Raw genomic sequence first — 21,791 nt, 5'->3', positions numbered from 1 at the left:
CTCGGGTGGATGCAGCGGTTGTGGGCTTGGGTTACGGCTTTCCTGGGACTGGTCATCATGGTCGTCGACTCCGTCGACGGCGCAATCCTCGGGACCTGGTTCGACGAGCATGCTGTTTTCGATGCTCCAGAAGTCCTCGGCGAGTTCCTCATCGCCGGCCTTGGTCTGGTCCTTCTGGTCGGAGGTGTACTCACCCCGGTGCTGCCTCGGCCGCCCGCCCACCGCTCACGCATCCGGTAGGGGATTGGCGATCGAACGGGCCCCCGATGAGTCGCCGGTATCTCGTACCCGTACTTCTCTGCCAGTGCTCGAACGTCCACAGGGTCCTTGTGCTTCGGCGGGCACGCCGTCTTGAAGCGGAACATCCAGTCGGAAGCGATGCACCGACCCGAGCGTGAGCCGCTGTTCTTCCCGCCTGCTATCGAAGACAATGACTCATGCGCCTCGGTCCAGTCGTTCACTTCGCCAGCCTGTTCACCGCCATCCTCTCGACGGGCGTGTTCTTCGGCACCCTGACCAGTCTCGGACCCGCGACTGTGAGCTTCTCGCCGCGCACGTACATCGAGGTGCAGCAGGCGACCGTGCGCAATCTCCGGCCAGTGATGGGGCCACTGCTCCCGGCTGCCGTAGCGGCCAACCTGGCCATGGCCGTCGTGCGACGCCGGCAGGGATCCTCGCGCGCGTCCCGCCTGACCGTTGTCGGGTTCACCGGCCAGCTGACCGCTCTGGCCATCACCGTCGCCGTCGAGCTGCCCATCAACGCCCGATTGCTGACGTGGTCGTCCGAGAACCCGCCGGAGGGATGGGAAGGTGTGCGGAACCGCTGGGCTATGGCGCACCGGGCCCGGGTAGCTGCTGCCGTGCTGGGTCTGGGCTCGCTCCTCGCAGCCTCGGTGTCAGAATCCGCACCTCGCTGAGCGACGCCGCACATCCACCGCAGCGCTCTCGCGCGTACCACCGCCGATGGCCGGTGGAGGATCCCTCGCCGGGCACGCCGCGCTGTCGTCCGATCAGGAGTCGGCGAGAGCGTGGAAGAACTGTCCGTGTGGGCCGACGATGGCGACGGGTGTGCCGTTGACTGCCAGGACGGTGCCGTTCTCGGCGTCTGCCGGTAGCTGCGTCGCAATCTCCGGGAGTACCGACTTGCCTTCGTTACTGATCCACACAGCACCGCTGGTGCGCACTTTGCCGACGAACGACTCGCGCGCGTCCTGGCTCAGGTACACGAGCACGGCGCTGTGGAAGACGACCAACGTCGCGTCAGCTGGTGCCTGCGCGGCGAGCTCCTCGAACACTTCATTCAGGTCACCAGCCACCAGCTGCGGCCGCTCTGCCGCAACGACGGATGCCGCCGCGTGCAGATTCCGGCGGCGCTCGTCATGCTCGGGCCACACGAGTGTCTCTAGCCATTCCAGTGACACCGGATCCGCGATGTCGAGAGGGTTCACGTCGATGCCGGCACGCCAGACGATCTCCGGGAGGTTCGTCGGAGCAGGACGCCCGCGCAGCTCGGTTTCGAGCGCAACAGCGCTGCCGCTTGCAGGTGCCAGTTCGTCCACTCCGCGTTCGGTGACGAAGCGGTAGGCGTACTTGTCCGGGTACAGGCACAATCCCGCAGACGCTCCAACTTCGAGCAAGGCGATCGGTCCGGTGATCTTCGCTAATTCAGGCAAGAGCACGGCACACCGGCGGACTTCGTTCGTCTGCGTGGCGTGGGTGAGTGCAATCCCGCGGATCGCATCCCACCTGGCCATGAACTCACTCCTTGCCTCCTTGTAGGGCACGAGAGGAACACCAGCCATCCGGGCCGAAGCGAAGACAAGGTTCGGTTGCCGCTTCGTCGTGGGCAGCTCCTCGACCAGCTTCACGATGTACTCATCGGCTGCGATCCCAGTCGCCCAGTCGAAGTACAGATCGGAGATGCCATGCGCTTCGACTTGCGCCCACGCCCGATACTTCTCCCCAGCCACACCCACAGACGCATCCTACGGAAGGCACTTGCCAAGCCCGGGAGCCGATCCACTGCGGGACAGGAGCTGCCGGTACGCTGCCGACATGATGGTGCCGCCGTGAGTAGGCCCGAAGGGACACCGAATCAGCGGGCCTGGCGCAAGACGCGCAGGTGGTTCATCGTCGCGATCATCTTCGGGGCATTCGCTTTGCTCTTTGCGGTTCTGCGTCTGGTGGGTGAACCGTCAGTCGGCCAAGTGGTGCAAGTCGCCTGCTGGGTCATCTTCGTGGCCGCGTTCTCAGTGGTGCTAAGGCGGGAAGACCGCCGGAAGCGTTAACGCGTAATTGGCGCCCGGTAAGCCATCCGCAAGCGAGACGACTGGCGCCGTCGGCGTAGCGGTGCTCAGCGTCCGATGAACGACCGGCGGTTTCACGGGGTCGTCGCAACGGGTGGTTGTTTCGGGTCCGAGAGTAGCCCTTCGAATGCTTCTACTGGGGTGCGGTGGCCAAGGGTCTTGCGGGGTCGTCCGTTGAGCTCCGTGGCGACTTCGAGGAGCCGTTCCGGGCTGCGGACGGTGAGGTCAGTGAACTTCGGGAAGTACTGCCGGAGCACGCCGTTGGTGTTCTCGTTCGAGCCGCGCTGCCAGGGCTTGTGCGGGTCGCAGAAGTAGATCGCGATGTCGGTGGCGAGCGTGATGTCTTTGTGCCGGGCAAGCTCCGAGCCCTGATCCCATGTCAACGAACGGCGGAGATGCTCGGGCAGGGTCTGGATGGTGGGGATCATCGCATCGCGGACGGCGTCGGCGCTGTGCCCGTCAGGCAGGTGCAGCAGCATCACGTACCGGGTCGTGCGTTCGACCAGGGTGCCGATCGCGCTCCTGGCGTTGATCCCGACGATCAGATCGCCTTCCCAGTGCCCGGGAACGGCGCGGTCGTCGACCTCGGCGGGACGTTCACTGATCAGGACCATGTCCCGGATCTTTGACCACGACGCCCGCCGGGGCTCACCCCGGTGGCGACGGATGGCGCGGCCGGTGCGGAGGTGTTTGTGCAGGTCAGCGCGAAGGTGCCCGCGGCCCTGAACGAACGGGGATTGGTAGATCGTCTCGTGGGACACGTGCATCGGTACCTCCCGGAGCGGGGCACTCGCTCGAACGGGTTCTTCCCGTGAGCAGCTTTGAACCATCGGTATCCCTGACGTGGATGCACTCCGACAGCATCGCAAGCAGCCGGCCTGCTCAGGCCTTGTCCGAGTGGCTCCCAAAATCGTGCCTCACGGGCACGCTGTTCCAGCCTCGATCCCATCTGCAACACTCCGAATCACGGTGGTGTTGCAACGACCAGCTGAACCCACGGATCCACTACCGGACAACCCTCTACAGTGCGAATCGTGCTGGTTCCGTATGATCGTCGCTGGCCCGAGCAGTTTGTTCCGCCCCGGATTTAGTGGAGGCTCGGTAGTGCCGCCTCGACGGTAATCGGAGCGGGGTTGTGCCGGTAGTGGTCGTGCTCAAACTCGACCGGCGGGACCATGCCGAGTTCGCCGTGGAGGCGGCGGTGGTTGAACCAGTCGATGTACTCGACGGTCGCGATCTCGAGGTCCTCGATGCCCCGCCAGGGACCGCGGTGGCGGATCAATTCGGCTTTGAAGATCGAGTTCACCGCCTCCGCGAGCGCGTTGTCGTAGCTGTCGCCCTTCGACCCGACGGACGCGACCGCACCGGCTTCTGCAAGCCGTTCGGTGTAGCGGATTGCTCGGTATTGCACGCCGCGGTCGCTGTGATGGATCAGTCGCGTCAGATCGCGGTGTTCGCGTTGCCTCGTCCAGATGCCCATCTCGAGGGCGTCCAGGACGAGATCGGTGCGCATGTTCCTCGACAGCTGCCAACCCACGATCCGGCGGGAGAACACGTCGGTGACGAACGCGGCGTAGACCCAGCCGGAGAACGTGCGGATGTAGGTGATGTCCGCCACCCAGAGCTGATCCGGGCCGGTCGCGGTGAACGCCCGCTGGACCAGATCCGCGGGTCGATCCCCGACCGGACCTGGAACCGTCGTCTTCGGGCCCTTCCGCTTCGAGACGCCCTGCAACCCGGCGACCCGCATCAGGCGTTCAACGGTGCAGCGGGCCATCAGATGGCCTTCCCGATGCAATTGCGCGTGCACCTTCCGGGCGCCATAGACGCCGTAGTTCGTCCGGTGTACCCGCTCCACCTCGACGACGCGAGTGGCGTCGCTGATCGATCGGGCCGACGGCGGCCGCGCCTTGGCGGCGTAGTAGCTCGACGGGGCGACCTGCAACGTGCGACAGATCGGCTCGACCCCAAACTCGGCTTTGCGCTGGTCGATGAACGTGATCATCTGCTGGACGGGCGGTCGAGCTCCGCCGCGAAGAAAGCCGACGCCGACTTCAAGATCGCGTTGGCCCGCCGCAGCTCGCGGACCTCACGCTCCAACTCCGCGATCCTGGCCGCGTCGTCAGTGGTCACGCCTGGCCGGTCGCCGGCATCGATCTCGGCTTGCTGCACCCAGTTCCGCAACGTCTCCGGATTGATCCCGAGTTGCTCACCGATCCGACGCAACGCACCGGATCTCGTTGCCGGCTCGCGGCGTGCTTCCACCGCGAGCCTGACCGCTCGCTCCCGAAGCTCCTCCGGGTACTTCCTCGGTGCTCCCATGACTCTCATCCTCCCGTGGATTGAGAGCCTCCATCAGACACGGGGCGGAACAGTTCGAGGCTGCCGCTGCCGAGTTGAAGCGGCTGGGCAACGCCGACTGGCTAGTCGAACACATCGGGTCGACGTCCATTCCGGGCCTGAGGGCGAAGCCGATCATCGACCTTGCTGTTCGGATCCGTGACCGCGGCGACTTCGACGCTCACCGGGACCGCCTGGAAGCTAGCGGATGGCATATCGGCAGCGGGGTTCGCTCGCACCTCGTGATGCTGTTCGAACGCGAGGGGCAACGCACCCACATCGCCCACTTCTTTCCAGCTGTTGAGTGGGAAGAGAACAACCAGCGCATCTTGCGCGACTGGCTGCTGTCGCATCCTGCCGACGCGGCGTACTACGAGTCCGCGAAGATTGCTGCCGCCGCCGCGGCGCGCGGGCAGAGCGCGTCCTACAACTCTGCAAAAACAGCGGTGATTCAGGGCATAGTCGATCGAGCGCGGGCCGAGCGGGGCCTTCCGTCGGCGGCCGTCTACGACAAGTGACGCCGCTGCTGCCCGCAGCCGGATCGGCTACTGAAACAGCTGGCGGAGTCGAAGGTGACCGGATGAGCCGGGGGAGCTGTGCTCGACCCCGGCTCATCCGGTGCGGTCCCGCCAGCGATCATTCCGCTTTCGCCGACTGTCGAGTGAGTCGGCTATTGCATCAGCTCGTGGACGGTGCTCACTGAGCGGTGAGCTGGCTCATGAAGGCGGACATGTCGCCGATGGCATTGTGCTCGACGATCTGGCCGTCGCGGATGACATCGACGGCGACGGCGACGGCTTCGAGGCGGGTCGCGTTGCCGTTGGCAGGGACGCCGAACAGGTCGCCGTTGCTGAAGGTGCCTTCGAGGACCCAGTGGGTGTAGACGGTGTCGCCGTCGGCGGCCTGGCCGAGGATCGTCATGGTCTGGTCGGGGACCGCGGTCTTCGCGGCGAGGTCGGAACCCATCCACATGTCCCTGTTCATCGCGCCGCCGTTGGTGTGGTTGACGAGCTCCTGGGAGATGTAGGTGTCGAACGCGCCCTGCAGGTCGCCGCCGTTGTAGGCGTCGTAGAAGGTGCGGGCGATGGTCTTGTTGTCGTCGGTGGTACTCATGGTCTTGTCCTTCGGCTGGGAGCGGTCACTCACGAGCTTGTGGGTGAGGTCGTGTGATGCCCGGGCTGCGGGCGGTGGTCAGTTGGCGGAGAGCAGCAGCGTGTTCAGGCTCGGGTCTCGGACGAGGAAGCCGGCGTCGGATTCCTCGATGGGTCCGTCGACGGTTCCCAGGACGTGGTCGAGGCGCTCGTGGGTGTCGAGGCGGAGGGTGAAGGCGCGCATGCGGGCGGTCCCTGCGGGTGATTGCGGTGCGCCGACGCCTTGCCAGGTGTTCACTGCGATGCGGTGGTTGAACGCGCCGCCACCACCGAGGTCGCCCATGTGGAAGCGGGGTGCCCACACGGCCTGGTTGAACCCGAACGTGCGGTAGAAGTCGTATGCGGCTTCGAGGTCACCGACGTACAGGTGAACATGGCCGATCTTCGTGCCCTCCGGCACGGGAAGGGTGGTGTCGTCATCGGGCAGTGCGGCGAGGACGGCGCGGACGTCGAGCGGTTCACGACCGTTGGAGCGAGTGCCGTCCTGGCGGATCACGGACGGCCCGTTGTCGTCCATGCGGAACTCGAGGAGACGTTCCGGCGTCTCGAGGGTGATCTCGACGGTGATACCGTCCGGGTCGAGGAGGTAGATCGCCTTCGACATGATGTGGTCGGTCGGCGAGATCTGCCAGCCGACCCGGATGAGGCGGAGCAGGATCCGTGCGAAGTCCGCTTCTGTCGGCGGGTGCACGGCGAGGTGGTAGAGCCCGCTGTGGCCCTGCAGGAACCCGGTCTGAGCGCCCGGGTGCAGGGTGACGAGCGTCCGCGCCTTCGTACCGAGCTCGACCTCGTCCTGGGACTCGGACCGCAGGACGAGACCGATGACATCGGTCCAGAACGCGGTGGAACGGCCGAGGTCGGTGACCTCGAGGTGCACGGCGCCGAACTCCGCGACCTCACGGTCCGGGGTGCCAGGCGCGGCCGCGTTCGGGGCGGGGCGCGGGTCCGAAGAAGTGTCGAGGGGATTCATTGCTGCTCCTGCAGAGTTCGACGTCGGCGTGGGTCCCGGGCCGCGCTGCTGCCCGAACCCGGAGTTACTTGAAAGATCAAGCACCGAAGACCACTGTACGCCGTTTTGTTGAAGAGCCAACCATCTGCTGCAGAACATTCCTGATGGTTCGTCGCAGCAGTAGCGGGCCTGGATACAGGACGCCCGCCAGCCGAGCGACGAAGGCGTCGCATCGGCTGGCGAGCGGAAAGAGATGTCAGCGCGCGATCGGGAGGAACGTGCGGTAGAGCGGCACCGCAACCGCCGTCGTCACGAGGTGCATGATGCCGAGCGCCACGCCCGCGGTCATCATCGGGGAGTCACCACTGACGGCGAGGAGCACGTCGGGGATGAGGGAGAGCACGAGCACGACCGGGACGAGAATCGCGAGCACCCGTCCAGCCGACCGCGTGCGGCTGATGAGCGCCCACCCGATCGCACCGACCAGGACGCCGACGACGGTGAAGGTGACGTACGCCGGCGCCGTCAGGCCCTGTACTGCCGTGTCAGCACCGGCCGCCAGGGCGCTCACGGCGATGATCGCGTTGGCGATGCTGCCGATGACGGCGGCGAGGACCGTCGCGATGAGAACTCCGCGAACCCTGCTCGGGCGGCGGGTGGTCGTGTCGATCGTGCTCATGGGACTTCCGTTCTGAGAGGGGCGGCCGCATCGGATGAGCGGGCACGGCGGAGCAACGGACTGACGGGTGCCAGTCCGAGCGGTCGGGGGTCTGTGGAGTGGGCGGCCTGTGGAGTCGTAGGTCAGTCGTGAGCCACCGGCGCAGCGGCGGCGCGCGCCGCCGGCCCGCAGTCGGCGTCCGGTGTCAGGAGGTTCGCGGCGATCGGCCGCAGGATCTCTGCAAGATCACCGACCCGCTCGGGCGGGATGGCGTTGAAGAACGCCCGCCGAGCCTCCTCGACGTGATGCGGTGCCGCTCGCTCGATGAGCGCTCGACCCTCGGCGGTCAGGGTGGCTACGAGAGAGCGCTTGTCCGTCTCGGACGGCACTCGACGCACCCACCCACGCTTCTCGAGCTTCGTCACCGCGTGCGACAGACGGGAGAGTGAGCCGTTGGTGAGGAAGGCGAGGCTGCTCATCGGGGCGCTGTCATCGGGCGACTCGCTCAGCATCGAGAGAACGTTGTACTCGAAGCGGGTCATCCCGAAGTCACGCTTGAGCTGAGCGTCGAGGGCCGAAGGCAGCAGCTCGATGATCGCAAGGAGATCCATCCAGGCTGCCGCCTCGGTCTTGTTGAGCCAGCGCGGTTCGTCCATGCGCACATCGTCGCAGAAAAAACTTGACCGTTCAACAAAACGGTGTGTACTGTCGCTCTCGTTACTTCAACGTTCAAGCACAAGGAAGATCATGCTCATCGCACTCTGGATCATCAATGGCCTCCTGGCGCTCGCGTTCCTCGGAGCCGGCCTGATGAAGCTGGCACGCCCGACCGAGGCCCTCGCCAGCAGCGGGATGGGCTGGGCGGCCGACTTCGCCAGCAGCCACGTCAAGCTCATCGGCCTCGCCGAGGTTCTCGGCGCGATCGGTCTGATCCTGCCGCTGCTGCTCGGTATCGCGCCGATCCTCACCCCGATCGCTGCGATCCTCCTCGCGGTCCTCATGCTCGGCGCCGTGGTCGTGCACCTGCGCCGCAAGGAATCTCCGGCGGCGCCGATCGTCCTGATGATCCTCTCGATCGTCAGCGCGATCCTCGGCTTCATCGCCCTCTGAACTCACCCTCTCCAACCGCACCACCTCTGAAACAGGAGCACACATCATGACCAGCATCAGCATCCTCGGTACCGGCAACATGGGCACCGCGATCGCCTCCGTCTTCTCCGACGGCGGCGCCACCGTCGAGTCCATCAAGCACTCCGACGAGCCCACCTCCTTCGCCGGCGACATCGTCGTCCTCGCCGTCCCGTACGCGGCCCTCCCCGAGATCGCCGACAAGTACAAGGCCGCCCTCGGCGGCAAGACCGTCGTCGACATCACCAACACCGTCGACTTCGCCACCTTCCAGCCCGTCGCCTTCGACGCCGGCAGCGGCGCCGCGGACCTCGCCGCCCGCCTGCCCGAGTCCCGCGTCGTCAAGGCGTTCAACACCAACTTCGCCTCCGCGCTTGCCGCGAAGAGCGTCGGCGGCAAGAAGACCGCCGTCCTCATCGCCGGCGACGACGCCGACGCGAAGGCCGCCCTCCGCGAAGCGATCACCGCCGGTGGCCTCGACGCGTACGACGCCGGCCCCCTCGCCCGCGCCCACGAGCTCGAGGGCATCGGCTACCTCCAGATGGGCCTGGCCGTCTCCGAGCAGATCGGATGGACCGACGGTCTCGGGGTCATCAAGTGACGATCGCCGTCACTGGCGCGACCGGTCAACTCGGCCGCCTGATCGTCGAGCACCTCCTCGCCCGCGGCCTCGCTGCCGATGACGTCGTCGCGGTCGGCCGCAACGCCGACCGCCTCTCGACACTGTTCCTCGACCACGGTGTCCGCACCGCAGTCGCCGACTACACCGACCCGGACGCCCTCCAGGCCGCGTTCCACGGCATCGATACCCTGGTGCTCGTCTCCGGCAGCGAGGTGGGCCAGCGTGTCCCGCAGCACACCAACGCCATCCGCGCCGCGGAACAGGCCGGCGTGCAGCACATCGTCTACACCAGCGCTCCCCGCGCCGACACGTCGACGCTGTTCGTCGCACCCGAGCACAAGGCCACCGAGGACCTCCTCGCGGCCTCACCCGTCACCGCGACCGTGCTCCGGAACAACTGGTACAACGAGAACTACGAGCAGGCGTTCGCCCAGATCGCCGCGACCAGCCAGTGGCTCGCCAGCAGCGGCACCGGCCGGATCGCCTCGGCCTCCCGCTCCGACTACGCCGAAGCGGCAGCCGTCGTCGCCGCAACGGACGCGCATCGCGGCGAGACACTCGAGCTCGCCGGCGACACCGCCTGGGACGGCGCCGAGTTCGCCGCCACTGCCAGCCGTGTCCTCGGACGCGACGTCGCGTACGCCGGCGTCTCGTCGGAGGAGCACCAGGAGGCACTCGTCGCTGCAGGTCTCGACGAAGGCACGATCGGGTTCCTCGTCGGCCTCGACGCCGCCGTCGCCGACGGCGCGCTCGACGGACCCTCGACGGTCCTCTCCACGCTGATCGGTCACCCGACCGAGACGCTCGAGGAAGCCTTCCGCCGCTTCCACACGGCCTGATCCACCCGCGGATCCACGACGCTCCGTGGTGCCGGATACTTCCGTCCGTACCACGGAGCGTTGTCGCATCCATGCCGCACGGCCAGCGAAGTCTGCACCTCCAACTTCAAGTAGTTGCACTGTGCCTCGCAAAGTGCAAAGCTGCAGAGTGTGAACACATCTGAGCGGACGCGACTGCTTCGCCGTCGCATGATCGCCACGGCCCGTCGCCGGACGATCGCGGACGGCCTGAACGGGTTCACCATCGAGCAGCTCTGCGAAGAAGTTGGTGTGTCCCGCCGGACGTTCTTCAACCACTTCGCGTCGAAGGAGGACGTCGTGCTCGGGATCGAGCTCGGCGTCGAAGACGACCTGCTTGCCACCTTCGCTGCGGGAGCGGCGGTCGACCCCGACCTCGCCCCCTTCGAAGCGGCGGTCGCCCTGGCGATCGAACATCTCCATGTCGTCGGCCTCGACCGCGGCGAAGAAGCCCTCATGCGGGACGTCCTGGAACGCGAGCCCTCCCTCGTGGCGCGATTCGTCACCGCGACCGACCGGCAGATGAACCTCGTCGGCGACGCCATGCGCTCCCGATTCGGATGGACAGACCCGGCCGACGACCGCGGGCGGCTCGTTGCCGAGATCATCGGCGCACTGCTCAAAGCGACCGCGTGGCGGTTCTTCGCCGATGACGACGGGCCGCCCTTCGAGGACATCCTCCGCACCAACTTCCGCCTTGTCACAGCGATGGCGAACTCGGACAGCCCCGCTGTCCCGGCCAGCAGTGCGCCGCTCTCGGCGGCACACTCGATCAACGAACTGGAGCACACCCCATGAGCTCGACCAAGAGCGCGAAACGGGCAGGACGGTCCGACGGGCCACTCCTGCTCACCCAGCGCCGCATCTGGACCATCTTCTCGGCGCTCATCGCGGGCATGCTGCTGTCGAGCCTCGACCAGACCATCGTGTCCACGGCGATGCCCACCATCGTGGGCGAGCTCGGCGGTGTCGCGCACCAGGCGTGGCTGACCACGGGCTACCTGCTGGCCTCCACGATCGTGATGCCGATCTACGGCAAGTTCGGCGACGTCCTGGGTCGGCGGAACCTGTTCCTCATCGCCATCGCGCTGTTCACCATCGCATCGGCCGGCTGCGCGTTCGCCGGTGACTTCACGCAGCTGATCGTGTGGCGTGCGGTGCAGGGCCTCGGCGGTGGCGGTCTGATGATCCTGTCGCAGGCGATCATTGCCGACATCGTGCCCGCGTCGCAGCGCGGCAAGTACCTCGGCCCGCTCGGTGCGATCTTCGGCCTCTCGGCGATCGGCGGCCCGCTGCTCGGTGGGTTCTTCGTCGACCACCTCACCTGGAACTGGGCCTTCTACATCAACATCCCGGTCGGGATCGCCGCGTTCTCCATCGCCTGGTTCGCACTCACCCTGCCGACCAAGAAGGCCGAGAAGAAGATCGACGTCCTCGGCGTGCTCCTCATGTCCGCCGCCACCACCTGCCTGGTGTTCTTCTCCGAGTTCGGCGGCAACAAGGACCACGGCTGGGACGCCCCCGAGACCTGGGCCTGGTTCGCCGGCCTCGTCGTCGCCGCGGCCCTCCTCGTGCTCGTCGAGTCCCACGTCGAGGACCCGGTGCTCCCGATGTCGTTCTTCCGCAACCGTACCTTCCTGCTCGCGACCGGCATCGGCCTCGTGCTCGGCATCGGCATGTTCGCCGCCATCGGGTTCGTTCCCACGTTCCTGCAGATGGCGTCCGGCACCTCGGCCGCAGTCTCGGGGCTCCTCATGCTCCCGATGATGGTCGGCCTCATCGGCACCTCCGTCGTATCCGGCAACCTCATCACGAAGACCGGCCGCTACCGGATGTTCCCGATCGTCGGCACGATCCTCGTCGCCGCCGCGATGCTGTGCTTGACGCAGCTGGCTGCGGACACCCCGATCTGGCTGATCTGCGTCTACCTGTTCATCTTCGGCGCCGGCCTCGGCCTCATCATGCAGGTCGTGGTCCTCGTCGCACAGAACGCCGTACCCGCCGAGCAGGTCGGCACCGCCACCTCGACGAACAACTACTTCCGCGAGGTCGGCGCCTCCCTCGGCACCGCCGTCTTCGGTGCACTGTTCACCGCACGTTTGACCACCTCGCTGACGGACGTGTTCCGCGGCGCCGGCGGTTCCGCGACGGATGCGGCGTCCTCGGCGGGCAGCATCGACCCCGCGACCGTGGCGAAGCTCCCCGAGGCGGTGCAGAACGGCATCGTGAACGCGTACGCCGACTCCCTCGCGCCGGTGTTCTGGTACCTGCTGCCGTTCATCGCCGCCGCGTTCCTCCTCGCGCTGTTCCTGCCGCAGATCAAGCTCTCCGACACGGCCGGCATGGTGGCCCGCGGCGAAGCGATCGGCGGCGCAGAAGCCGACGAACTCGAGAAGGCGCGACAGGACGCCGCTGCAGCCGGCCAGCCGGCTGCAGCCGCAGCCGCAGCCGCCTCAGGCTCGGACACCGTTCGAGCCGGGACCCGTCGCGACAAGTAGCCGGACAGAAGGAGGGGCCGTCAGCGGCGGCTCCTCCCTCCATCCCCGGCCCGCGATAGGCACCGACGAACACGCTCGACCCGCACGCCTGCACCAGTAGCCACGCCACAGAAAGAGACCATCATGGCCGCCCCTCTCGGCATGCGCGTCCGCACCTGGGCGATGTCAACGCTCGTCACACGAATCATCCGGGCGCCGAAGGTGGAGTTGACCTCCCGAGCGGTTCCGGACAACGAGATCGTGCACATCCCCACCCGTCACGGGTCAGTCCGCTGCTACATCACACGGCCTCCCGCGGACGCCCCGCTCGCCGCCAACGGTGCCACCCCGCCGGTGGTCATCAACACCCACGGTGGTGGGTTCGTGATCGGGAACCCGCTGCAGGACAACCACCTCGCTCGAGGGATCGCGGGCGAAGTCGGCACAGTCGTCGTCAACGTCGACTACAGCACAGCTCCCAAAGCCCGGTTCCCACAGGCGTTGGGGGAGTGCTTCGACGTGCTCAGGTGGGTCGCCCGCTCTGGGGACACCATGGGATGGGACGGCACCCGGATCGCGGTGACTGGCAGCAGCGCCGGGGGGAACCTCGCCCTCGGCACCCTCACGCAGACCACCCGCGAGCACGGCCCCGCTGTTCGCGCTGCCGCCCTCATCGTGCCCGCCGTGGACCTGTCGATCCCGCCCGCCGAAGCGACCTTGCTGATCGAGAAGCCGTTCGTGAACGCCGGGATGCTCGAGATGGTCGACACGGCCTACCCGCTGGAGGACACCGACCGGAAAGATCCCCTCGTCTCGCCCAGCTTCCTCTCCGACGCCGAGCTCCGGGCACTGCCACCGACCCTGGTCGTCACCGCGGAGCACGACACGCTGCGCCCCTCCATCGAGGAGTTCACCGCGCGAGCGGTAGCCGTCGGCGCGCCGGTCGAGACCCGACGGTTCGACGACGTCGACCACGACTTCTACTACGCAAGCTCCACGCCGAAAGCGACCCTCGACACGCTCATGGCCGCGTTCACCGCGCACCTACTCGAACACCTCCGCTGAGCCACGCTGCAGGCGGTTGCAAGGCCCGGCGGAGCCGTCACCGGGAAATGATGCCCCGCGCTGCGCTCTGAAGGAGCATCGAAGCGGCCAGCACCATGAAGCCGGCAAACCGCAACACGGCGCTCGTGGCAGCGATCGCCGCCCATACCGGCAGCAACGGGACCCGTGCGATCGTCCGAGCACGAGAGGTGTGGTCCCGCTGGTCAGATTCGTCGTCGAGCTCCGCCGGCGTCGAGATGAACATCGCCGTCCGGGCGGGGCGAGCGGGAAGAAGCGTGGTCATGAGGTGTCCTTCCATCGGTGCGGCTATGGGGACCAGCATCACCGCAGCGACACCCGTCGGCGTCGTTCCCCAGAACCGAGGAACCTGATGCAGATGGAGTACACGACCGGCACCGGCCTATCCCAGACTCAGGGGATGACCGTTCCGACGCCCGGCGGGCCCGCGACGCCGCGCCCGCTGTGGCTGCGCACGCAACCCGTGCTCGAGCGCCTCCCGCTCTGGGTGAGCGTGACCGCGATGATCGTGGAACTGGTCGTCATCGTCACCAACGGCGGCGGTCTGCTCGCCGGCATCGGCGCACTCGTGACCCTCGCCGGCGCGCTCGTCGCCGCGCGTCTACCGCAGGTCGGACTCACGTTGACGATGGCGGGCGTCGTCGTGGTGATCGTCGGAGGGCGGGAGCCGATCGGCGAGTGCACCGTCGTGGTGTTCGTCCTGTTCGCACTCACCTTGCGCGGCTTGCCGCCCACGCGCAGCATCGGGATCACAGCGCTGGCGATGGCCGTCATCTTCGGACTCGCCAGCTTCCTCTCCGCGGGCCGCGCGGTCGGTCTCGACGCCGTCGCGGTCATCGTCGCCGTCGTCGCCGGTGGTGCCGTGGGCGCGGCACTTCGGCTGCAGCGACAGTACTGGGAGTCCCTCGAGCAGCGCACCCGCGACGCGATCGCGACACGGGAGGCCGAAGCCGAACGGCGAGTGGCCGAAGAGCGGGTCCGCATCGCCCGCGACCTGCACGACATCGTCGGCCACCAGGTCGCCGTCGTGAGCATGCACATCGGCGCGGTCGAAGTCACCGCCGGCCGCGACGACGCCGCGACCCAGCGATCGCTGGTCGCGGCGCGCACCGCCGTGCAGTCGATCCTCAGCGACACGCAACGCACGCTGGCGATGCTCCGCAGCGACGACGCCGACCACGACGACGTGCACCGACCGACACCCGGCCTGTCGACGATCGACGAGCTGGCCGCTTCGTTCCAGGACGCTGGCCTATCGATCGACGCGCAAATCACCGACCAAGCTCGCCGGGTGCACGAGGCCGTCGGGGTGACGGTGTTCCGCGTGGCGCAAGAAGCGTTGACGAACGCCCACCGGTACGGCACCGGTGAGGCCGCGCTGACGGTGCTGACGGACGAGGCTGATGTGGTGATCAGCGTCACGAACCCGGTCGCGTCCACGCCGCCGACCGCACACGGCAGCGGATATGGACTCATCGGCATGCGCGAACGCGTTGAGTCCGCCGGCGGAACCCTGCAGCTTGGGACCGACGAGGATGTCTTCACCGTCACAGCACGAATCCCATGGAACGAAGGAGCCAGCTCGTGACACACGTGCTGTTGGTCGATGACCAAGAGATGATCCGGCTCGGACTGCGCACCATCATCGACGCGCACCCGGACTTCACCGTCGTCGGTGAAGCAGCGGACGGGTTCGCCGCCCTCACCTTCCTCAACGATCACCACGTCGATCTCATCCTCATGGACGTCCGCATGCCCGGGATCGACGGCGTCCAAACGACGCGACGGATCCGGGAGCGGATCCCGTCCGAGCAGACCCGCATCGTCGTGCTGACCACCTTCGAGCACGACGACACCGTCCTCGCCGCGCTCCGGGCCGGCGCGAACGGGTTCCTCGGCAAGGGCGTCGGACCAGCCGAGCTCATCGTCAGTCTGCAGGAAGTCATCGCCGGGGGAGGTGCCCTGTCCGCAGCAGCCTCTGCCGCGCTCATCGGGCACGTCACCGACAGCCCGGGCCGCGTCATCGACGCCGACCTCGCCGACCGGTTCCTCGCTCTGACCGCCCGCGAGCGCGACGTGGTTCTCAGCATCGCGGCGGGGCACGACAATGACACCATCGCAGCGGAGTTGTTCGTCTCACCGTTCACGGTGAAGACCCACGCGAGCCGTGCGATGGCGAAGGTCGGCGCCCGTGACCGGGCCCAACTGGTCGCGTACGCCTACCAGGCCGGCCTTCTCGCCTGACGCGGCCGCGCGCAGCACGCGGACGCAATGACCGTTCGGGAAGCCCTTCGGAAACATGGACGGTCGTTAGGCTCCTGGGAACGGGAGGAGCCGCCATGACTGATGCCCAGCAGAGGACCCGAGCGTCACGTGTGGCTGCAACCCGGGACGCGATCCTCACGGCGGCCGAGCAGCTCTTCGGTGAGTACGGCATCGCACACGTGTCAGGACGGCAGATCGGAGAGGCCGCCGGGCAGGGGAACACCGCGGCGGTCGGGTATCACTTCGGAGGCAAAGCAGATCTCATCCGCGCGATCCTCGCCCGGCACCAGCACGCCATCAACGCGCTCCGACTTGCCGAACTGCAGCGAGTCGAGGGGCGGAACGACATCCGCGACTGGATCGCCTGTTTCGTGCGTCCGACGACCACCCATCTCGAGTCCCTGGGATCACCGACCTGGTACGGCCGGTTCAGCGCGCAGGTCGCGACGGATCCCGCCTGGGCTGACATCGCGATGGACGAAGCTCGAGAAGCACCGGGGCTCATGCGCATCGCGCATGGCATCCAGCGCTGCCTCCCGGACCTCCCAGCGCCGGTGCGTGTTGAGCGGATGACGATGGGCCGAATCCTCCTGACGCAGGTGATCGCGGAACACGAACGCGCGCTGGAGCGAGGCGGTGCCCGCATCTGGGCGAACTGGTCCGCCGTGGCGGACTCTCTGATCGACGTCGTGTCGTCCTTGTGGCTGGCCGAGGCGGTGACGTCTCCGCGCGCTGCCGGGCAGTCGCCATCCTGAGCGCGGTCCACCCTTCGGGGGACCCCCTTCGCAGTAGGTGGAAATCTCCCGGGAGTGTAAATCAAGCGATTGAGTTAAAAAGGGTACGGCGATTGACTCGCTGGGGCGGCAACAGCTGTTGCCGCCCCGCCCATCTCAAGGAGCACGATGACGGACATCGCCACGGACAGCAGCATGCGCGAAGCGGACCTGGAGGCGTTGCGCGCCCGGTACCGGGTCGAACGGGACCGACGCATCCGTCCTGACGGGCTCCGGCAGTACCAGGGCATGCGCGGCGCGTACGGGTACTGGGCGACGGACCCGTACACGCGCCGTTCGGATCGTCCGGCGAAGACCGACCGCGTCGAGGTGCTCATCGTGGGTGGCGGGTTCGGCGGACTCCTGACCGGGGCGCGGCTGCGCCAGGCGGGCTTCACGGACATCCGCATGACCGAGGAGGGCGGCGACTTCGGCGGTACCTGGTACTGGAACCGGTACCCGGGCATCCACTGCGACATTGAAGCCTCCGTGTACATGCCGCTGCTCGAGGAAGTCGGAACCGTCCCCACTCGCCGGTACGCGCCCGGCGAGGAGATCCGCCGGCACGCGATGGCGATGGCGAGGCACTTTGACCTGTACGACGACGTGCTCTTCCACACCCGGGTCACCGATCTCCGCTGGGACGACGACACCGCGGACTGGGCAGTCCGGACCGACCGCGGCGACACGATGCGCGCACGGTACGTCATCGTCTCCTCCGGGTCGCTATCTCAGCCCAAGCTCCCCGCGATCCCCGGGATGGAGAACTTCAGGGGACACACGTTCCACACGAGTCGGTGGGACTACGGCTACACCGGTGGTGACCAGGCCGGGGGGATGACCGGCCTTGCCGACAAGCGCGTCGCGGTGGTCGGGACCGGTGCGACGGGCATCCAGGTGATCCCCCTCGTCGCCGAGGACGCTGCGCACCTCACCGTTTTCCAGCGGACCCCGTCGAGTGTGGACGTCCGCGACAATCGCGATCTGCCCGCGGACTGGACCACGGGCCTCCCGACCGGATGGCAGCAGGAACGCATGGAGAACTTCCTCGCGGTCGTCTCCGGCGAAGAGACCGAGGTGGACCTGATTCAGGACGGCTGGACCTCCACCGCAGCGCTGCAACGCACGATGCTGACCGGGCAGACGGAGGACACGCTCGACCCGGAGGAACGCGACCGGCTGATCGAGATCGCGGACGCCCGCAAGATGGACCAGATCCGTGCACGCGTCGATGCCGTCGTCACGGATCCCGCGACCGCAGAGATCCTCAAGCCCTGGTACCGGTACATGTGCAAGCGGCCGACGTTCAGTGACAAGTACCTGCAGGCCTTCAACCGGCCGAACGTGACCCTGGTCGACACCGCCGACACCGGGGGAATCACCGCCATGACCGAGACCGGTGTGGTGGTCGGCGACACGGAGTACGAGGTCGACGCCGTCATTTTCGCCACCGGGTTCGAGACCGGCGTCTCGGGCGTCATCTCCGGAACACTGCCGGTGCACGGCCGGGACGGAACGCAACTGCTCGAAGCATGGGCACGAGGCCCCCGGACACTGCACGGATTCGTGTCGCACGGCTTCCCGAACCTCTTCCACCTCGGAGCGCTGCAGAACGCGAACTCTGTGAACTTCGTGCACATCCTGCAGGAGCAGGCCACGCACATCGCCGCGGTCCTGGAGCACGCTCGCGACGAGGGCGCACGGCAGGTCGAGCCCACCGTCGAAGCCGAAGACCGGTGGTTGGCGACGATCCACGAGGTGGAGGTGGACAACGCGGCGTTCCTGGCGGAGTGCACGCCCGGTTACTACAACGGCGAGGGCACCCGGAAGCGTGGGGGCGGCGGGTACAGCCCCGGGCCCGTCCGGTTCCACCGCCTGCTCCGGGAATGGCGGCAGACCTCGATCGACGAAGTCCTCGTGCCCGAGCTCGCCGTCACCAACTCCTGACCCGATCACTCCACCCAGATGGGCTGGCGCACACACTGGCTCGGAAGGACGACGATGACCACGAGAATCGCAGCACCGTCCGCTGGCGACCTCGACGGGTAGCGGTGCTGTGCCTCAGAGTGGGAGGTCCGCTTCGTCGCCTGATCTGACCCCCACCCTTCGGAACCGGCCGCCGCTCAATGAGCGTCGGCCCGCCGATGTCGCGCCTACTGGTTGTGCAAGGAAAGGGCGGGATCTACTGCAAATGGAGTAGCCCGAACGGTGCGAAAGGAGGCCGTGTCGAAGCGCTCGGATCGGGATCGTTGACGTTGTTCGCACATCGCAACCACGACGACGAAGGAAACCGCATGTCCACGTTCCTGTCCCACCTCGGGCGCTTCAGCGCCCGGTTCCGATGGCTGGTGATCGGAGCGTGGCTCCTGATCATGGCCGTGCTGATCGGCATCTTCATCGTCGGTAGCGGCATCGACAAGGGTGCCGCGACCACGAGCATCCCCGACACCAAGGCCTCCCAGGCGTTGGAGCGGATGAACAAGGAATTCCCTTCCAAGACTGCCTCGGACACCGCGTCCCTGCAGCTGGTGTTCCAACCGAAGTCCGGCAACGTCACGGACGCGACGACTGCGAAGCAGCTCGAGTCGTTCCTCGCGAAGGCTCGGACGGTCGACGGCGTCAAGTCCGTCAGCGACCCACTGAACGCAGAACAGCCCTACATCTCCAAGGACCGCACGGTGGCCGTCGCCACGATGACCTACGGGGACCTGACGAAGAAGCAGGAGACGAAGTACTACGACGCAGCCCTCGAGCTGCAGGAGAACGCCCCTCCGGGGCTCGGTGTCGAGCTCGGCGGGAACCTCGTGCCCCTCGGCGCCCCGGCCACCAGCCCGAGTGAAGGCGCCGGCGTCATCATCGCGTTCGTCATCCTCGCGATCACGTTCGGATCGCTGCTCGCTGCGGGCATCAATCTCCTCGTCGCTGTCTTCGGCGTCGGTGTCGGCCTCATCGGTGTCCTCGCCTACGGCGCACTCACCCCGATCGGTGACAACGCGATCATCCTCGCAACCATGCTGGGCCTGGCAGTGGGTATCGACTACAGCCTGTTCATCCTGTCCCGCTTCAAGACCGAGCTCCGTTCCGGTCGGAGGGTCGACGACGCGATCGCTCGCGCAACCGGTACGGCCGGCACCGCTGTGGTCTTCGCCGGCATGACCGTCGTCGTCGCGCTCGTCGCGCTCATGGTCGCGAACCTCAGCTACATCACCGAGATGGGTGTCGCCGCAGCGTTCGCGGTCGCCGTCGCCGTCCTGCTCTCGCTCACCCTGCTGCCGGCACTGATGCGGTTCATGGGCGTCAAGGCGCTGTCGAAAAAGCAGCGCGCAGCGCTGCAGCGTGGGGAACTCTTCACCGACGACGGCCCGCAGAAGCGCGGCGTCCTCCGCTCGTGGGGCAGCTTCGTCGTGAAGCGCCCGATCGTGTCTCTCCTGGGCGGCGTCCTCGTCCTGGTCGTCGTCGCGCTCCCCATGCTCAGCATGAAGACCGCCTCCAACGTCCCTGGCGGGTCCGACCCGGAGTCCACCGAACGCACCGCCTACAACCTCATCGTCGACGAGTTCGGCGGCATCCAGAGCCCCCTGATCGTCCTGGCTGAGGGTGGCAACATCACCTCGAAGACCGCCGCGATCGTGAATGAACTCACCGGTCTCGACGGCGTGCAGCAGGTCGTTCCCGCTCAGGTCAGTTCCGACGGGGACTACGCACGTATCACCGTCATTCCGACCGAGGGACCGATTGATGACTCCACCAAGGACCTGGTACAGGAGATCCGTGACGACGCTGACACCATCAGCGGAACGCACCTCGAGGTCACCGGTGAAACCGCGATCGGCATCGACTCCGACGACCAGCTCGCTCAGGCGTTGGTGAAGTACGTCATCGTCATCGTCGTCATCTCGATCATCCTGCTCATCGTCCTGTTCCGGTCGCTGCTTATCCCCGTGATCGCGACCCTCGGCTACCTGCTTTCCGTCGGCGCGTCGTTCGGGGCGAGCGTCGCCGTGTTCCAGTGGGGGTGGCTGGACTTCCTGCCAGCACCGCAGGGCGACCCGATGCTGAGCATCCTGCCGCTGCTGCTGGTCGGTGTGCTCTTCGGACTCGCGATGGACTACCAGGTGTTCCTCGTCTCACGTATCCAGGAGATGTACCGCAAGGGCCGTGACCCCAAGCAGGCGATCCGCGAGGGCTTCTCCCGATCCGGTCCCGTCCTCGTCGCTGCGGCGAGCATCATGATCGTCGTCTTCGGCGGGTTCGCCACCGGGGAGTTCGCGATCGGCGCCTCGATCGCGTTCGGGCTCCTCGTCGGCGTCGCCGCGGACGCGTTCATCGTCCGCATGGTCCTGATGCCGGCTGCGTTGTCCCTCCTGGGTCGCTCCGCTTGGTGGATCCCGAAGTGGCTGGACAAGGTCCTCCCCGACGTCGATGTCGAAGGCCACGCCCTCGACAAGCACGAGGCCGCGACACCTGCCGCGCACGACCAGCCACGAGTCCTCGTCGGCTGACACTCCGAAGGGCCCCGGTGAGCACACCGGGGCCCTTCGTCCTCTGCTCGTAGAACGAAAGTGACAGCTGATGCAGCACCCCGTCCGCCCCGAAGACATCCATCTCCCCCCGACTCAGCCCATCGACATCACCGCCTACCTTGCAGCGGAAGCAGATCGTGCGTTGGCCGAGAAAGGCTCCGCACCAGAGCTGAACGTTCAGGATCCCGAACCGCCTTGCTGAGCGCGATATCAGCAGACCCGCTGCTCGAGCGGTGCGCGGTCAACGACCGTGGGTGAAGTAGCCAGACGAGAAACCCCGTCGCAGGGCAACGCGGGAAGACGTTCGGTAGTTGGTCGGCTATCGGGACGCAGGCCGGCCGTACTTGGCGACGATTTCTCACCTCGCCTGGTCTCGAGAGAGCGCTCCTTGCAGCACCCGGCGGACTCGCTCGATGGCGTCTGCATCGACCTGTAGGCCCCGTGCTCGCAGCGCCAACTCGATGAAGGCCACTTCACCTTCGACGTCGATACGGCTCTCGTTGCTCGCCATGGACCAACTGTGCCCCCGACTCCGATACACGATGCTCAGCCGTGGCGCGCAGTACGAGCCGCAGTAGCCTGATCCAAGACCTTCATACAAGACTCTCGAAGGCGGAGCTCTCCTCACAGCGTGGGGGGATTGGCCTTCTGAACCGGCG

General features: G+C 66.9%; 21 protein-coding genes, 2 pseudogenes and 1 other annotated feature. Of the genes and pseudogenes, 15 read left to right on the top strand and 8 right to left on the bottom strand.

Annotated elements, in window-relative coordinates; all coding sequences use genetic code 11:
* Positions 1-9 precede the first annotated feature (9 nt).
* Together DEI93_RS15920 and DEI93_RS15915 are read left to right on the top strand one after the other, a co-directional pair.
* On the top strand, positions 10-240 hold the full coding sequence (locus DEI93_RS15920; RefSeq protein WP_146244391.1) for a hypothetical protein: 231 nt from the start codon (positions 10-12) through the stop codon (positions 238-240).
* A gap of 197 nt (positions 241-437) precedes the next feature.
* The gene (locus DEI93_RS15915) at positions 438-917 is read left to right on the top strand and encodes an anthrone oxygenase family protein (protein ID WP_111119632.1); all 480 of its coding nucleotides are present in this window, start codon (positions 438-440) and stop codon (positions 915-917) included.
* A 93-nt stretch (positions 918-1,010) separates the two neighbouring features.
* Here DEI93_RS15915 and DEI93_RS15910 read toward each other — a convergent pair whose 3' ends face one another.
* From DEI93_RS15910 to DEI93_RS15900, 3 genes and pseudogenes are all read right to left on the bottom strand, one after another.
* Positions 1,011-1,970 carry a DUF2332 domain-containing protein gene (locus DEI93_RS15910; RefSeq protein ID WP_258372222.1) on the bottom strand — a complete coding sequence of 320 codons (960 nt, stop codon included), beginning with the start codon at positions 1,968-1,970 and terminating at the stop codon, positions 1,011-1,013.
* Between the two features lie 410 nt (positions 1,971-2,380).
* Positions 2,381-3,082: pseudogene (locus tag DEI93_RS15905) on the bottom strand (IS30 family transposase); the annotation flags it as partial.
* A gap of 311 nt (positions 3,083-3,393) precedes the next feature.
* Positions 3,394-4,628, bottom strand: a protein-coding gene (locus DEI93_RS15900) for an IS3 family transposase (RefSeq protein ID WP_258372372.1) whose coding sequence is annotated in 2 segments (ribosomal slippage) — positions 3,394-4,349 and positions 4,349-4,628 — 1,236 coding nt in all. Because the reading frame shifts where the segments join, the coding sequence is not laid out codon by codon here.
* Positions 4,237-4,350: a sequence feature (AL1L pseudoknot), on the bottom strand. Its footprint overlaps the gene before it by 114 nt.
* A gap of 20 nt (positions 4,629-4,648) precedes the next feature.
* On the opposite strand from DEI93_RS15900, the gene DEI93_RS15895 reads away from it, so the two are divergent.
* Complete coding sequence (locus DEI93_RS15895) at positions 4,649-5,164, top strand: GrpB family protein (protein WP_111120467.1); 516 nt, start codon at positions 4,649-4,651, stop codon at positions 5,162-5,164.
* Positions 5,165-5,342: 178 nt separating this feature from the next.
* Here the strand turns inward: DEI93_RS15895 and DEI93_RS15890 are convergent, their stop codons facing one another.
* The 4 genes from DEI93_RS15890 to DEI93_RS15875 form a co-directional block, all read right to left on the bottom strand.
* Positions 5,343-5,759, bottom strand: coding sequence for an ester cyclase (locus DEI93_RS15890; protein ID WP_111120466.1), 417 nt, complete (start codon positions 5,757-5,759; stop codon positions 5,343-5,345).
* Positions 5,760-5,837: 78 nt separating this feature from the next.
* The gene (locus tag DEI93_RS15885; protein WP_181435011.1) at positions 5,838-6,767 is read right to left on the bottom strand and encodes a VOC family protein; all 930 of its coding nucleotides are present in this window, start codon (positions 6,765-6,767) and stop codon (positions 5,838-5,840) included.
* Between the two features lie 235 nt (positions 6,768-7,002).
* Positions 7,003-7,425, bottom strand: a complete 423-nt coding sequence (locus DEI93_RS15880) for a DUF6069 family protein (protein ID WP_220037908.1) — start codon at positions 7,423-7,425, stop codon at positions 7,003-7,005.
* Positions 7,426-7,547: 122 nt separating this feature from the next.
* Positions 7,548-8,060 (bottom strand): MarR family winged helix-turn-helix transcriptional regulator, encoded by a 513-nt coding sequence (locus DEI93_RS15875; protein ID WP_111120464.1) that lies wholly within the window; start codon positions 8,058-8,060, stop codon positions 7,548-7,550.
* A 91-nt stretch (positions 8,061-8,151) separates the two neighbouring features.
* On the opposite strand from DEI93_RS15875, the gene DEI93_RS15870 reads away from it, so the two are divergent.
* From DEI93_RS15870 to DEI93_RS15815, 12 genes and pseudogenes are all read left to right on the top strand, one after another.
* Positions 8,152-8,514 (top strand): DoxX family protein, encoded by a 363-nt coding sequence (locus DEI93_RS15870; RefSeq protein ID WP_111014261.1) that lies wholly within the window; start codon positions 8,152-8,154, stop codon positions 8,512-8,514.
* A 46-nt stretch (positions 8,515-8,560) separates the two neighbouring features.
* Complete coding sequence (locus DEI93_RS15865; protein WP_111014262.1) at positions 8,561-9,133, top strand: NADPH-dependent F420 reductase; 573 nt, start codon at positions 8,561-8,563, stop codon at positions 9,131-9,133.
* Entirely contained in the window at positions 9,130-9,993 is an 864-nt protein-coding gene (locus DEI93_RS15860; protein WP_111120463.1) for an SDR family oxidoreductase, read from the top strand. Before DEI93_RS15865 ends, DEI93_RS15860 begins: the two co-directional genes overlap by 4 nt.
* A gap of 189 nt (positions 9,994-10,182) precedes the next feature.
* Positions 10,183-10,257: pseudogene (locus DEI93_RS16540) on the top strand (hypothetical protein); the annotation flags it as partial.
* A 54-nt stretch (positions 10,258-10,311) separates the two neighbouring features.
* Positions 10,312-10,809 (top strand): hypothetical protein, encoded by a 498-nt coding sequence (locus DEI93_RS15850; RefSeq protein WP_258372322.1) that lies wholly within the window; start codon positions 10,312-10,314, stop codon positions 10,807-10,809.
* Complete coding sequence (locus tag DEI93_RS15845; RefSeq protein WP_111120462.1) at positions 10,806-12,509, top strand: MDR family MFS transporter; 1,704 nt, start codon at positions 10,806-10,808, stop codon at positions 12,507-12,509. Before DEI93_RS15850 ends, DEI93_RS15845 begins: the two co-directional genes overlap by 4 nt.
* 123 nt (positions 12,510-12,632) lie before the next feature.
* Complete coding sequence (locus tag DEI93_RS15840) at positions 12,633-13,553, top strand: alpha/beta hydrolase (RefSeq protein ID WP_111014266.1); 921 nt, start codon at positions 12,633-12,635, stop codon at positions 13,551-13,553.
* 190 nt (positions 13,554-13,743) lie between these two features.
* Positions 13,744-15,159, top strand: a complete 1,416-nt coding sequence (locus DEI93_RS15835; RefSeq protein WP_284158483.1) for a sensor histidine kinase — start codon at positions 13,744-13,746, stop codon at positions 15,157-15,159.
* Complete coding sequence (locus DEI93_RS15830; RefSeq protein ID WP_111120459.1) at positions 15,156-15,815, top strand: response regulator transcription factor; 660 nt, start codon at positions 15,156-15,158, stop codon at positions 15,813-15,815. Before DEI93_RS15835 ends, DEI93_RS15830 begins: the two co-directional genes overlap by 4 nt.
* A gap of 131 nt (positions 15,816-15,946) precedes the next feature.
* Positions 15,947-16,591, top strand: coding sequence for a TetR/AcrR family transcriptional regulator (locus tag DEI93_RS15825; protein WP_284158482.1), 645 nt, complete (start codon positions 15,947-15,949; stop codon positions 16,589-16,591).
* A gap of 147 nt (positions 16,592-16,738) precedes the next feature.
* Positions 16,739-18,556 (top strand): flavin-containing monooxygenase, encoded by a 1,818-nt coding sequence (locus DEI93_RS15820; protein WP_111120457.1) that lies wholly within the window; start codon positions 16,739-16,741, stop codon positions 18,554-18,556.
* 347 nt (positions 18,557-18,903) lie between these two features.
* A complete protein-coding gene (locus tag DEI93_RS15815; RefSeq protein ID WP_111120456.1) occupies positions 18,904-21,111 on the top strand; it encodes an MMPL family transporter in 2,208 nt (735 codons plus the stop codon).
* Positions 21,112-21,490: 379 nt separating this feature from the next.
* Here the strand turns inward: DEI93_RS15815 and DEI93_RS15810 are convergent, their stop codons facing one another.
* Positions 21,491-21,643, bottom strand: a complete 153-nt coding sequence (locus DEI93_RS15810; protein ID WP_181436115.1) for a hypothetical protein — start codon at positions 21,641-21,643, stop codon at positions 21,491-21,493.
* Positions 21,644-21,791 lie beyond the last annotated feature (148 nt).

Source organism: Curtobacterium sp. MCBD17_035, from assembly GCF_003234815.2.
In the GTDB taxonomy this organism is placed as follows: Bacteria; Actinomycetota; Actinomycetes; order Actinomycetales; family Microbacteriaceae; genus Curtobacterium.
Note: the sequence above shows the minus strand (reverse complement) of the source record. Positions and strands in the feature narration are given on the sequence as shown.

Bases quoted from the DNA above. Each gene is read 5' to 3' on its own strand.
- DEI93_RS15820 (WP_111120457.1), top strand. From the start codon at position 16,739: ATGACGGACATCGCCACGGACAGCAGCATGCGCGAAGCGGACCTGGAG.
- DEI93_RS15915 (WP_111119632.1), top strand. From the start codon at position 438: ATGCGCCTCGGTCCAGTCGTTCACTTCGCCAGCCTGTTCACCGCCATC.
- DEI93_RS15810 (WP_181436115.1), bottom strand. From the start codon at position 21,643: ATGGCGAGCAACGAGAGCCGTATCGACGTCGAAGGTGAAGTGGCCTTC.
- DEI93_RS15865 (WP_111014262.1), top strand. From the start codon at position 8,561: ATGACCAGCATCAGCATCCTCGGTACCGGCAACATGGGCACCGCGATC.
- DEI93_RS15880 (WP_220037908.1), bottom strand. From the start codon at position 7,425: ATGAGCACGATCGACACGACCACCCGCCGCCCGAGCAGGGTTCGCGGA.
- DEI93_RS15875 (WP_111120464.1), bottom strand. From the start codon at position 8,060: ATGGACGAACCGCGCTGGCTCAACAAGACCGAGGCGGCAGCCTGGATG.
- DEI93_RS15845 (WP_111120462.1), top strand. From the start codon at position 10,806: ATGAGCTCGACCAAGAGCGCGAAACGGGCAGGACGGTCCGACGGGCCA.
- DEI93_RS15815 (WP_111120456.1), top strand. From the start codon at position 18,904: ATGTCCACGTTCCTGTCCCACCTCGGGCGCTTCAGCGCCCGGTTCCGA.
- DEI93_RS15840 (WP_111014266.1), top strand. From the start codon at position 12,633: ATGGCCGCCCCTCTCGGCATGCGCGTCCGCACCTGGGCGATGTCAACG.
- DEI93_RS15885 (WP_181435011.1), bottom strand. From the start codon at position 6,767: ATGAATCCCCTCGACACTTCTTCGGACCCGCGCCCCGCCCCGAACGCG.
- DEI93_RS15920 (WP_146244391.1), top strand. From the start codon at position 10: ATGCAGCGGTTGTGGGCTTGGGTTACGGCTTTCCTGGGACTGGTCATC.
- DEI93_RS15890 (WP_111120466.1), bottom strand. From the start codon at position 5,759: ATGAGTACCACCGACGACAACAAGACCATCGCCCGCACCTTCTACGAC.
- DEI93_RS15870 (WP_111014261.1), top strand. From the start codon at position 8,152: ATGCTCATCGCACTCTGGATCATCAATGGCCTCCTGGCGCTCGCGTTC.